The organism is Paenibacillus sp. J31P190 (genome assembly GCF_059692075.1).
In genome coordinates, this window is record NZ_JCAUAS010000018.1 from 152,660 (window position 1) to 165,847 (window position 13,188).

General features: G+C 45.2%; 10 protein-coding genes. 8 read left to right on the forward strand and 2 right to left on the reverse strand.

Annotation, left to right across the window (positions count from 1 at the left end; all coding sequences use genetic code 11):
* Nucleotides 1-424: 424 nt before the first annotated feature.
* Nucleotides 425-2,383 (forward strand): excinuclease ABC subunit UvrC, encoded by a 1,959-nt coding sequence (gene uvrC / locus AC58U0_RS26650; RefSeq protein ID WP_497381895.1) that lies wholly within the window; start codon nt 425-427, stop codon nt 2,381-2,383.
* On the opposite strand, the gene AC58U0_RS26655 is transcribed toward uvrC, so the two are convergent.
* Nucleotides 2,343-3,914, reverse strand: coding sequence for a CPBP family intramembrane glutamic endopeptidase (locus tag AC58U0_RS26655; RefSeq protein ID WP_497381896.1), 1,572 nt, complete (start codon nt 3,912-3,914; stop codon nt 2,343-2,345). The genes uvrC and AC58U0_RS26655 overlap by 41 nt on opposite strands.
* Nucleotides 3,915-4,188: 274 nt before the next feature.
* On the opposite strand from AC58U0_RS26655, the gene AC58U0_RS26660 reads away from it, so the two are divergent.
* From AC58U0_RS26660 to AC58U0_RS26675, 4 genes are all read left to right on the forward strand, one after another.
* On the forward strand, nt 4,189-5,541 hold the full coding sequence (locus AC58U0_RS26660) for a TrkH family potassium uptake protein (protein WP_057307537.1): 1,353 nt from the start codon (nt 4,189-4,191) through the stop codon (nt 5,539-5,541).
* A 14-nt stretch (nt 5,542-5,555) separates the two neighbouring features.
* Entirely contained in the window at nt 5,556-6,218 is a 663-nt protein-coding gene (locus tag AC58U0_RS26665) for a potassium channel family protein (RefSeq protein WP_060647541.1), read from the forward strand.
* Complete coding sequence (locus AC58U0_RS26670) at nt 6,218-7,468, forward strand: cation:proton antiporter (protein ID WP_497381897.1); 1,251 nt, start codon at nt 6,218-6,220, stop codon at nt 7,466-7,468. The genes AC58U0_RS26665 and AC58U0_RS26670 overlap by 1 nt, the downstream gene beginning before the upstream one ends.
* Nucleotides 7,469-7,561: 93 nt before the next feature.
* A complete protein-coding gene (locus tag AC58U0_RS26675; protein ID WP_497381898.1) occupies nt 7,562-8,299 on the forward strand; it encodes a response regulator transcription factor in 738 nt (245 codons plus the stop codon).
* A 79-nt stretch (nt 8,300-8,378) separates the two neighbouring features.
* Here the strand turns inward: AC58U0_RS26675 and AC58U0_RS26680 are convergent, their stop codons facing one another.
* A complete protein-coding gene (locus AC58U0_RS26680; protein WP_497381899.1) occupies nt 8,379-9,275 on the reverse strand; it encodes a LysR family transcriptional regulator in 897 nt (298 codons plus the stop codon).
* A 288-nt stretch (nt 9,276-9,563) separates the two neighbouring features.
* Between AC58U0_RS26680 and AC58U0_RS26685 the strand changes: the two genes are divergently transcribed.
* The 3 genes from AC58U0_RS26685 to sdhB are packed head-to-tail and all read left to right on the forward strand — an operon-like array spanning nt 9,564 to nt 12,764.
* Complete coding sequence (locus AC58U0_RS26685) at nt 9,564-10,217, forward strand: succinate dehydrogenase cytochrome b558 subunit (RefSeq protein ID WP_029197341.1); 654 nt, start codon at nt 9,564-9,566, stop codon at nt 10,215-10,217.
* Nucleotides 10,218-10,233: 16 nt separating this feature from the next.
* Nucleotides 10,234-11,997 (forward strand): succinate dehydrogenase flavoprotein subunit, encoded by a 1,764-nt coding sequence (gene sdhA / locus AC58U0_RS26690; protein WP_057307531.1) that lies wholly within the window; start codon nt 10,234-10,236, stop codon nt 11,995-11,997.
* Nucleotides 11,998-11,999: 2 nt separating this feature from the next.
* Nucleotides 12,000-12,764, forward strand: coding sequence for a succinate dehydrogenase iron-sulfur subunit (sdhB, locus tag AC58U0_RS26695; RefSeq protein ID WP_047680827.1), 765 nt, complete (start codon nt 12,000-12,002; stop codon nt 12,762-12,764).
* Nucleotides 12,765-13,188: the final 424 nt, after the last annotated feature.

The window sequence follows — 13,188 nt, forward strand, 5'->3', positions numbered from 1 at the left end:
TTCGTGAGAAAAAGCTCTTTTTCTGCTATGCTGAAAAGGAGCTTTTTTTTGTTTTCTGTAGGGGAGCATTTATAATTGGCGGCTGCTTAGACGATTATGTTGTACGAAATACAACAATTGTTTGAGTATATGGGCATTTATGAACGAATGTTGTATTTTATACAACAAAAATGGCTCAATTCTCTGTAACTCGCATATTTAAGCTGAAATTGTTGTATGAAATGCAAGATTAGCAGCGGAATGGCTTGTTTAAGGTTTAAAATGTTGTACGTTGTACAGCATTGGGGACCTAGGAGTTTGGGGACTTGGAGCTTAGGAATTTGTGAAGTTGGGAACTTAGAAATTAGGTAATTTAGAGTGTTTAGAAAGTACGAACTTAGCGGGAAATATGGGGTAAGTTTTTGTGCGAGAGGAGATTGGATGCATGACCGAGCATGAGCATGAGGACGCTGGAGTCCGCGAACAGAGTCTGGAAGTAATTAAACACAAGCTGAGCTTATTACCGGATAAGCCAGGTTGCTATATCATGAAAAACCGCGAAGGTACGATCATTTATGTTGGAAAAGCGAAAGTACTGAAGAATCGTGTGCGCTCCTATTTCACGGGTAGCCACAGTGCGAAGACGCAAAAACTAGTCAGCGAAATCCGCGACTTTGAATATATAATTACCTCCTCGAACATGGAGGCTTTGATTCTTGAGTGTAATCTGATTAAGCAGCATCATCCTCGGTACAATGTACTCTTGAAGGATGATAAGACGTTCCCGTACATCAAGATTACACATGAAGAGCAGCCGCGCCTGGAAGTCACGCGGCGGGTGTTTAAAGATAAGGGAAAGTACTTCGGCCCTTATCCAAATGCCTTCGCGGCCCAGCAGACGAAGAAGCTGCTGGACCGGCTTTATCCACTGCGCAAGTGCAAGACGATGCCCGAGAAAGTGTGCCTATACTATCATATCGGGCAGTGTCTGGCGCCTTGCGAATTCGACGTAACCGCCGAGACGAACGAGCGGATGGTGCAAGAGATCAGCCGTTTCCTGAACGGGGGACACGACGTTATTAAGGAAGAGCTGACGACCAAAATGCTGGCCGCAGCGGAGGAACTGAACTTCGAGCGCGCCAAGGAGCTGCGCGACCATATCATGAACATCGACGCCGTGATGGAGAAACAGAAGATCACGACGGCTGATGCGCTAGACCGCGATGTCTTTGGTTACGCGGTCGACAAGGGCTGGATGGCTGTGCATATCCAGTACATGCGGCAGGGCAAGCTCATCGAGCGGCACGTTTCGCTGTTCCCATATTACGGTGATGAGTACAATGACTTCATTACCTACGTTACTCAGGTCTACAGCGATAATCCCGCGCTGCCGAAGGAGATCTTCCTGCCGACGATGCCGGTACAGGTGGCAGTCGCTTCTACTACTGCTCCAACAGATGCTGAAGCTCCCGCTGAAGCCACAATTGACTCCTCTGCTGAGGTCCCTGCCGAAGTTGTGGCTCAAGTAGAGGCCGAAGAGAAGGATGTCCGCGAAGCATTGGAATCCTGGCTCAAGGTCAAAGTGCATATCCCGCAGCGAGGGTTGAAGAAGCAAATGGTCGATATGGCCAAAGACAACGCCCGCAATGCGCTGGATGAGAAATTCCGCTTGGTAGAGCGCGATGAGCGCCGCACGACCAAGGCGGTCGAGAATCTTGGAGAGTGGCTCGGCACGGGAACGATTCGCCGCATCGAAGCATTCGATAACTCGAACATACAAGGGACGAACCCGGTATCGGCAATGGTCGTCTTCGTGGACGGCAGGCCCGATCGTAAGGAGTACCGCAAGTACAAAGTCAAAACGGTCGTTGGCCCGGATGACTACGAAACGATGCGAGAGGTCATTCGCCGGCGGTATGAACGTGTGCTTAAGGACAATCTAACAATGCCTGATCTGATCGTTGTTGACGGAGGGAAAGGGCAGATCTCAGCCGCAGTCGACGTGCTGGAGAATGAATTAGGCCTGTTCATTCCGATCTGTGGACTCGTGAAGGATGCGAAGCACAAAACAGCGCAGCTCATGATCGGAGATCCCGCAGAAGTTGTGCCATTGCCGCGTGATAGCCAGGAGTTTTACCTGCTGCAGCGGATTCAAGACGAGGTTCACCGCTTCGCGATTACGTTCCACCGCGAAACAAGGGCGAAGTCGATGGTTGTCTCACAGCTCGACGCGATTCCCGGCATCGGAGAGAAGCGCCGGAAGGCATTGCTTAAGCACTTTGGCTCCGTGCGCAAAATAAAAGAGGCTGAAGTCCAAGACTTCAAGCCTCTGGGTATAGGTGAGAAATTAGCTAACGAAATTCTTAGAGCACTTCAAGGCGAGGCGGCGGCTCCCCAGGAATAAGGGGACCCCGCCTTTTTGCATGCAGCCAGGCTAGCAGCAAGCCGATCAAACCAGGCAGCAAGATGTAGAAAATGCCAGCAAGCACATCGCTTACATGTCCGAGGTAGAAGAGGGACATCCCCATGAGGATGCTATCCATGCAGGCATGAGCGAAAACAGCGGTAATGAAACCATACTTTAGGAAGACATAACCTAGAATGATGCCTATGATGGTGACCTCGATTAGCCGAGTATAGACTGGATAAATGGGATACTGGGTATGACTTGCCGCCCAAATCACGCTGGGAATGATAATCGCAATAAAGTTGGAGCGAAACAGCTTTTTGAATAGAATGATGCCGAGCAGCCGGAAGGTCGCCTCTTCAGATATGGCAGCAACCCAGGCCATAAGCGGGAAGAATCGAGGTTCTACCATATTAAGAACAGAATCGGACGGATCGTTCACGGCCCAAACATCAAAATTCACTTCACCTGTGTAAAAGAGCACCTGCTGAATGCCTAAGATGAAGAGAGCCAGCAAATAGCCGCGCCCCATGCCGCTATAAACCTCAGTTCCAAACGATGATTCCTTCCAAGCCGGCCATTTCCGCTCTCCGATTGAATTCCACAATCCATTACCTGCTACAAGAGCTAGATAGAGAGAGAGGCCGAGCAGCACAGTCACTACATTCATGAAAATAATAGCAGCCCATGTTGCGAATTGATCGTTCAGAGCTCCGCTCATAGATCTAAAAGCAGGGTACATATTAAAATTGTTGGTGATATAAATGGCTAAGAAAATGGCTGTTAATAGCAGGCCTCTACTGAATTTCATATGTTTTCTATAGATGATGGCAAATACAATCGCGGAAATGGTCATGATGAGTGTGAAGCCCATGGAAATCCAAGTCATGATAGATGCGGAGCGATCCTGCTGATCGATCCAGACTTGATGTGACGCAGGTAAGCTGAACAACACGTTAAAACCGATCAGATTTTTGTCATCGAAATCAACACGAACCTGTAACTTTGATTCACCAAGCGGTTTTGTTTGCTTTTCATACAATAAGGTTGTTCCATGTTTTGGGTCGTCTTCGGCATTCCGTTTATCTAGGAGGGCAAAGTCATCCGGTTCAAAGCCTTGCTGCCGAATCTCCTGCTTGGCCAAAATGTCTGCTTTCTGCTTACTGATGATTGCCTGATCGGAGGTTTTTTGCGTTTCACGCCATCCAATAACGGAAGCATTCATGTAATTAATCTCAACTTCAAATTGACGGTTGGTCTTGGTGTCTTCTACGCTTACTTGATAATAATCAATAGGGTAACGTTCCCCATAGTCCTTCAAATAGGTTTCTAACAAATGCTCCTTTTGCAAATAACCGCTTCGATCCTTCTTGGACTGGTAAACAACGTAGGTTTGCGGGTTATGCAAATTGTAGCGCTCACTTACAAATTGAGCTGCACGATCGGCAGCCTGCTGCTTCGTGATGGAAGGATTGTCTGCTGCCGTCGGTTCTTCGGCCTGAAGGCCGTATAATGCGGATATTCCCAAGTAAAGAGCTACTCCAATGCATGCAAGGAAGAGGAGAAAACGATTTAATTTTGGCCTAATCATAGTGAGTTCCCTTCTACATTTCCGATTCTGAAATCACATCTTTCACGTTATCATAGTTTAAAAAGAAAGCCAATTTAGTGGTAAAGAATTAAAAACAATTATATAATACCTATCAATTGGGTACGTTCGGAATTTCTAAATAATAACGGGGGAACCCTACCGTTAACGTATTGGAAATCCTTATGTCTTTTTTGCAAACACAGGAGGCATTATGATTAAAAAAATGAATATTTGGCGATTAACGCCTCCACAAATTCTCGTTCTCGGATTTGCTGCGATTATTTTCTTAGGAGCAGGGCTTTTGACGCTTCCCTTTGCTTCGGCAACGGGACATTCGATTGCTTTCATTGATGCGCTGTTTACAGCGACTTCGGCAACATGTGTGACAGGTTTGGTCGTCGTGGATACAGGGAGTGCCTACACGATGTTTGGGCAGATCGTCATTGTGAGCTTGATTCAAATCGGCGGATTGGGTTTCATGACAATGTCGACTTTAATCGCTTTTGCCTTCCGTAAAAAAATCACGTTAAAAGAACGGCTAGTTCTGCAAGAGGCTTTTAACCAAGGCAGTATGGAAGGTATAGTTCGACTCATCCGTAAAGTAATTATTTATTCGTTATCGATTGAAGCTATTGCAGCCGTGATTTTCACGATTCGTTGGACGTTTGACTTGGGATTTACAAAAGCCCTTTACTTCGGTATTTGGCACGCCATCTCTATGTTTAATAACGCTGGTTTTGATTTATTTGGGACGGTCGATGCGCCATTCGTTTCCTTAACCGGCTATGTTAATGATTTCGTAGTAAACTTTGTTGCTATGGCGCTTATCGTGCTTGGGGGTATAGGTTTCATTGTTATGTCTGATTTGATGGACTATAAGACTAAGAAGAAGCTTTCCCTGCATTCCAAAGTGGTACTTAGCATGACAGGTTTTCTTATTGTGTTTGGAGCTATTATCATCTTTATATTCGAATATACCAATATCAGAACCATGGGTTCGCTGGATTTGGGCGGGAAAATATTAGCTTCCTTCTTCCAATCCGTAGCCCCTCGCACGGCTGGGCCGAATACGGTTGATATTGGGGCTCTTCGCCAAGCTTCCCAATTTTTCATTGTCATTCTTATGTTTATAGGAGCTTCTCCCGGTTCAACTGGGGGAGGTATTAAAACAACGACATTTACGATTCTAATTAGTGCTATAGTGACGATGATCCGTGGGAAAGAGGATATTGTTATTTTCCGATACCGTTTGGCTAAGGATCGTATTCTCAAGGCTATTACCTTAACTATGATGGCTCTATTCTTAGTTATCATTGTCACGATGCTCTTATCGACGACAGAGGATGCCCAGTTATTGAAAATTTTGTTTGAAGTGACATCCGCCTTCGGGACCGTAGGTTTGACTATGGGTTTGACGCCTGAATTAACAACATTTGGGAAGATCCTCATAAGTTTGACGATGTTTGCTGGGCGACTAGGACCCATCACACTAGCCTATGCCTTACAGCCGAAGCAAGAGAAAGAACTATTTAGATACCCAGAGGGTAAAATCACGATTGGATAAGGGGAACTAGAAACATGAAAAAAAATCAATATGTCGTAATCGGGCTGGGTCGTTTTGGAGCCAGTATTTCCAAAGAACTCATAAAGCTTGGTTATGAAGTGTTGGGTATTGATAAAGATGAAGAAGTCGTTGATGAGCTGAGTTCTGTGCTTACCCATACGGTAGTTGCGGATGCGACGGATGAAGAGGTATTGAAGTCATTAGGCGTACGAAATTTTGACTGCGCTGTTGTAGCCATTGGGGATGATATTCAATCGAGTATTCTAGCAGCCATTGTTCTTAAAGATTTGGGGATCAAAAAGGTTGTCGCTAAGGCATTGTCCGAATTGCATGGCAAAGTACTAAATAAGCTAGGTGTTGACCGCGTCATTTATCCGGAACGAGATATGGGAATTCGTGTTGCCCATCAACTGGTGTCACCTAACCTTCTGGACTATATTGAGATTTCCAAAGAGTATACGATCGTGGAATTGTCTGTCCCTAAGAATCTATGTGGCTTTGCTCTCAGAGAGCTGGACCCTCGTGCTAAGTATGGCTGCAGCATTGTGGCTATCAATAAACAAAATGGGATTATCATTGCACCTACAGCGGGTGATGTCGTGAATGAGAATGATGTGATGGTCATCATCGGAACCAACAATCAAATTGATAAATTTGAAAGTGAAGTCATCGGATAATGGAAAATACAACCTCGATCCTAATTGAACATGTTATTATTTTGCTAGTGCTTATTTTTGGATTGGGCATGATATCTGGGAAAGTGGCACAATGGCTGAAGCTTCCTGACGTTGCTCTGTTCCTTATTGCGGGTATGCTGGTGGGACAAGCCCTTCATTGGATTACAGAATCCAGCACTTCTTTTACGAATCAATTCATCCTTGTCGTTGGCTCTACCTTAATCCTCTTCGATGGAGGACGCAATATCAGACTCTCTGGTCTTCGCAAGGTATGGCTTACTGTAAGTTTACTCAGTGTTCCTGGCGTTCTTATCACATGCGGCGCAGTAGCAGTAGTCGCTCATTTACTGCTGAATTTGCCTTGGCTTTATGCCTTATTGCTGGGAGCTATTATTGCTTCAACGGATCCTGCAACCCTGATCCCAGTGTTTAAACAAGTCAAAATCCGTCCGAAAGTGCGTGAAACGGTTGAAAGTGAATCTGCTTTTAATGACGCGACGGCTTCGATTCTAACTTTTTCTTTATTAGCGATTATTCTGGGGACACAAGAGGTTTCTGTTGCTTCGGGTGTCATTGATTTTGTGAAGACAGCACTAGGGGGGCTTCTAGTTGGTGCGGTCATTGGGTATGTGATGACGTTCCTGACGGCACATTTGAAGCTTGGTCACCTAAGAGACTATGCAACGATAGCGATGGTTGTGACTTCACTTGGTGCTTATATCGCGGGAGAAGCGATTGGTGTAAGCGGTTTTATGGCGACCTTTACAGCAGGATTGATCTGGGGGAATGCAGGTACTTTTAAGCTGGAAATGAATGATAAACAGCTTGAAATGGAGCATTTTTCAGAAAATATTACGGTCATCATGCGCATGCTCATTTTCATCTTACTAGGCAGTCAAGTGAACTTCCCATTAATCCTTGAGCATTTCTGGACAAGCCTGGGCGTTATCTTTGTATTTATGTTTATCGCGCGGCCGCTTACAGTTCTGATCTGTACATGGCCAGATCGTAAAGCGAAGTGGAAACGAAATGAAATTTTGTTCATGTTCTGGGTTCGAGAGACAGGTGTTATACCCGCGGCGTTATCCGGAATGGTAGCTGGGTTGGGCGTTCAGCACAGTGATCTTATTGCTAGCGTTACGTTCATGGCTGTACTTATAACCATTTTGTTTCAAGCAAGTACAACTGCTTATGTGGCACGTAAACTAGGTCTTGAAATAAAGCCTGACGATCCCGACAACCACGATTAAAATAATTTTCTTTGATCGCCATTCGACTATTCAATTAATAAATTTGCGAGTACATATACAACAAGAGAATTTCAAACTGAAGGTGGACTCCCCATGTATAAGGTATTAATAATTGAAGACGATGCCATGATCGGCGATATGGTCACTATGTATTTAAGTGAAGAAGGATTTCATGTCATAAGAAAGGCAAATGGGGCAGAAGGCATTGCAGCTGTCTCTCAGTTTAATCCAGATGTTATTTTGCTTGATCTGATGCTGCCTGATATGGATGGTCTTGCCTTATGCAGACAAGTTCGGGAAACCTCCAAAATACCTATTATGATCGTCTCGATGAAAAATAAGGTCGTTGAACGCGTTAACGCGCTCGGTGCAGGTGCGGACGACTATATGTGTAAACCATTCAGTATGCATGAAATGAGTGCGAGAGTTCACGCTCTTATTCGGCGCTCCAACTTGTATTTGAAATCGAGTATGAATACTCGTCAAGTAACGGAAGCAGCTGGGGGATCAACAACTGCGGTATTAGAGGCAGTCTTGGATATCGATAAGAAGATTACACTCAATCCGAATACGCGTTCTATGCGTGTTCATGGTGCTCTCGTAGAGACGACTTACTCGGAATTCGAAATTATGAAATGCTTTGTGAATCATCCTGGTCGCGTATATAGCCGAGAAGATTTACTGCAGACGGTTCGCGGATTCGACTGTTTAGTGACGGACCGGGCCATTGATGTGCATATTGCTAACCTTCGTAAAAAGATTGAGGACAATCCCAAAGAACCTAAGTGGATTCGGACGGTTTGGGGTGTAGGTTACAAGTTTGTTTATTAGAAAGATTAAAATAAAGATGAAAAGGCGATAAATAGGGTGAATCCCCATTTACCGCTTTTTTTATTAACCAATGTAGGTTTTATTTCTGCTTGGCGAAGTAATTGATTGCTTGAGTTATAAATTTCATAGACGTCATATTATCCGCTGTATGGTCCGAGTAAATGAGTGAAGTCGTTCGCTTGGTCTGTTCTAATTCGACAAGATTGCGCAAAATCAATTCATTATTACGTATTAAGTCTTCTCGTAAATAGGATCTTGGAAGCAATGTAGCCGTTTTACAGGTTGAAACGAGTCGGATGATGGCTTCGAAGGAGTCTATCTCCATTTGTACGTTGGGCAATATAGTATAACGGTTGAACAGCTCATCCATCAAGATGCGATACCAAGTGCCTTTGGAGAAGAGAATCATCGGCAATTCATTTAAATCGTTCATTGTGATGGTGGTGTGATCGATAAGAGAATGCCCTAGAGGAAGTACCAGACATAAGTGATCGTCGAATAAAGGCTCGCAATGGAGGCTGGAAGCATTAATTTGGGAAGCGACGATACCGATATCCACTTTGTTTTCTTTCGCCATGGTAACAATCTCGTGCGTCTTACCCGTAAGCAGCTTAATTTCTGTCAGTGGGTAATCCTGCAAGTAGTCCGTGATGAGATCCGGTAGCGTTGTTTGCAGCGTTGTCAGGCTTGCTCCTATGGTAATCGAGGTGTGGCTGCCCGCTGCTTTGTAGGTTTGGATCGCTTGTTTGAACTTGCGCTCTAGATGACGCAGTTCTAAGGCATGATCATAGCAAATTTGACCGACTTTGGTCAGCTCCAGCCTTTTACCTTTACGGTTAAAAAGTTCTACGCCCAGCTCTTCCTCGAGCTTCATTATTTTGCGAGAGAGAGCTGGTTGTGAGATGTTTAATAGCTGAGATGCTTTATTGAGGCTTACTTGTTCGACAACAACAGCGAAAACATCCAAGAGTTCCATGCTTCTATCGTCTCCTTCAGCGCAATGCATATGTGTATTAGTTATAAGTGTATATAAAAAAACGGCACTTCCATTATAAGCATGAAAGAGGTACGATGTACATGTCACTTTTTATTCACATTTCTTGGACGAAGGTGTATAATCATTCACTGATTTGGCAAAATAGGCTTGGATGATTATGGGTTGACGCTCGTTTGCGGCGAGAGTACAATGGTATGTGGCTTGTCTTGTCTGATCATGTCGGATAAATGATGAATGAATTTTTATGAGGGGGGAATTGGTTCAATTATGGGTAATTCGTATTACTTTCGAAAGATCCACTCTTTGCTTGGCGTAATTCCTGTGGGCTTCTTTCTTATTGAGCATTTGCTCACGAACTATGAAGCAACAAAAGGACCAGGCGCGTTCGTGGATCAAATTAACTGGTTAAATGGCTTGCCATTGGTGCTGTTTCTAGAAATCTTCGGAATCTGGATACCGCTTCTTTACCATGCGGTATATGGCCTGTATGTAGCGTATCAAGCGCGTAACAACGTTTCGCAGTATGGTTATTTCCGTAATCAAATGTTCATGCTTCAACGTGTTACTGGTGTCATCACATTCTTGTTCGTTGCTTGGCATTTCTTCGAGACCCGCTTGCAAGTTGCATTCGGTAACGTAGCGCATGAAGAGCTTGGCAGGACGATGCATGATATCGCGACGAATCCGGTTATGTTTACGATCTATGTCATTGGTACGCTATCCGCAGCATTCCATTTCTGTAACGGCATGTGGTCGTTCTTGGTTAGCTGGGGAATTACAATTGGACCGCGCGCGCAGCGCTTTTCATCCATCATCTGGATGGCTTTGTTCGTTGTCATGGCCGTGATGTTTATTATGTCATTGACTGCATTTACAGATACGCAATTTCAGCTTCCGGTAGAAGCGCATACGGGGCATTAAGGGAGGGTGAACAGAAGTGGCTAATTCAAAAATTATCGTCGTCGGCGGAGGCCTCGCGGGACTCATGGCGACAATTAAGGCGGCAGAGGCCGGGGTACATGTGCAATTGTTCTCCTTGGTTCCTGTTAAACGTTCCCACTCCGTATGTGCGCAAGGCGGCATTAACGGTGCGGTGAATACGAAAGGCGAAGGCGACTCCACATGGGAGCACTTTGATGATACAGTTTACGGTGGAGATTTCTTAGCAAATCAACCACCTGTTAAAGCTTTGTGCGATGCGGCTCCAGGCATTATTCACTTAATGGACCGTATGGGCGTTATGTTCAACCGTACACCAGAGGGTCTTCTGGATTTCCGTCGTTTCGGCGGTACCAAATATCATCGTACGGCATTCGCAGGCGCTACTACAGGGCAGCAGCTCTTGTACGCACTCGATGAGCAAGTACGCCGCTGGGAAACAGCTGGTCTTGTAACGAAATTCGAGCATTGGGAGTTCCTAGGTTCCGTTCTCGATGATGATGGCGTATGCCGTGGTATTGCAGCTCAAGATTTGCGGAGCATGGAAATTCAAACATTCCCATCCGACGCAGTTATCTTGGCTACAGGCGGTCCTGGTATCATTTTCGGTAAAACAACAAACTCGGTAATTAATACAGGTACGGCAGCAAGTGCTGTTTACCAACAAGGTGTTAAATATGCGAATGGCGAAATGATTCAAATTCACCCAACAGCGATTCCCGGAGATGACAAGCTTCGCTTGATGTCGGAATCTGCGCGTGGTGAAGGCGGACGTATTTGGACATACAAAGACGGGAAGCCTTGGTACTTCCTAGAAGAGAAATATCCAGCGTACGGTAACTTGGTGCCGCGTGATATAGCAACTCGCGAGATCTTCTCGGTGTGCGTAGACCAGAAGCTTGGTATTAACGGCGAGAACATGGTTTACCTCGATCTTTCTCATAAAGATCCGAAGGAGCTTGATATTAAGCTTGGCGGAATTATGGAAATCTACGAGAAATTTATGGGCGACGATCCGCGTAAAATTCCGATGAAGATTTTCCCTGCGGTTCACTATTCCATGGGCGGAATCTGGGTCGATTACAACATGATGACGAACATTCCCGGCTTATTCGCTGCTGGTGAGTGTGAGTATCAACATCACGGTGCGAACCGTCTCGGAGCGAACTCGCTCGTTTCAGCTATCTATGACGGAATGGTTTCCGGTCCTAAAGCGGTTGAGTATATCCGCGGCTTAGAAAAGCACGCAGACGATACTTCCTCGATCGTATACGATCGCGAGAAGAAACGTCATACAGACCGTTATGAGAACTTGCTCAAAATGAACAACGGTACGGAGAATGCCTACGTTCTGCATAAAGAGCTTGGCGACATGATGAATGCCAACATGACGGTTGTTCGTTACAATGATCGTCTCGAAGATACGATTGGTAAGATCAAGGATTTGAAAGAAAGATACAACAACATCAACATCACAGATACAGCTCGTTGGAACAATCAAGGGGTTGCGTTCACACGTCAACTCTGGAACATGTTCGAATTGGCTGAAGCGATGACACTTGGGGCCTTGCTCCGTAACGAAAGCCGTGGAGCGCATTACAAGCCAGAATTCACTGAGCGTGATGATGAGAACTTCATGAAAACAACAATTGCCGATTGGACGCCAGATGGTCCGAAAATCAGCTATGAAGATATCGATGTATCTTTGATTGCACCGCGGAAACGTGACTACTCCACGGAGAAGAAAAAGGGAGGACATTAATCATGGCTGAGACACTTAGCGCACAAAAGACAGTGAAGTTTATCGTGACTCGTCAAGAGAGTCCAGATTCCAAACCTTATACCGAGGAATTTGAAATTCCTTATCGCTCCAATATGAATGTCATCAGCGGTTTGATGGAAGTACAGCGTAATCCGAAGAATGCGAAGGGTGACAAGACGACGCCTGTTTGCTGGGAATCCAACTGTCTCGAGGAAGTATGCGGAGCTTGTTCCATGGTTATCAACGGTAAACCGCGTCAAGCTTGTTCGGCTCTTGTTGATAAGCTGGAGCAGCCGATTCGCGTAGCTCCTATGAGCACGTTCCCTGTTATGCGTGACCTTGTTATCGACCGTGGACGCATGTTCACGGCTTTGAAGAAAGTTAAAGCATGGGTTCCAATTGATGGTACGTATGATCTTGGACCAGGACCTCGTATGGCGGAGTCGAAGCGTCAATGGGCTTATGAGCTTTCCAAATGTATGACATGCGGCGTTTGTCTTGAGGCTTGTCCGAACGTGAATGACAAGAACTCCTTTATCGGGCCATCCGCGCTTTCTCAAGTTCGTCTGTTCAATGCGCATCCAACGGGTGAAATGAACAAAGACGAGCGTCTGGATACGTTGATGACAGATGGCGGTATCGAAGGCTGCGGTAACTCGCAGAACTGCGTACGCTCCTGTCCGAAAGGCATTCCGCTGACGACTTCGATCGCAGCACTGAATGCAGATACAACGAAACATATGTTCAAAAAATGGTTAGGCGTGTAAACTCCGCTTAATGAGGATAAAGCCCGATACCCTGATCTTCAGGTGTCGGGCTTTTTTGATATTGCAATTGACAGTTGCTTTAGAAGACATTGTTAGTCACGTCTAGTTCTATACCGAAGTCTCACTGACATCGGTTTCCATCGTCATGTATTCTCATTAAAGGTTGCTGGATGAGTCTTTCTGTTTCACGGTTGAATGATGTTGTATAAAGTACAACAATTACTGCCTATTTCGCCCATCTCTCCCTTCATTGTTGCATAATTTACAACATATTGGCTGTAAACAGCCCGTTTCGCAGCAAATGGGCTCAAAGTCGGTCTAACCCCCTAATACTGGACACTAGTCGACTAAAGCAACAGATTACTTATTAAATTGCGAGTTTAAACGGCTTTACTTCATTTTTCTTTAACTTCTCGAGAAATTC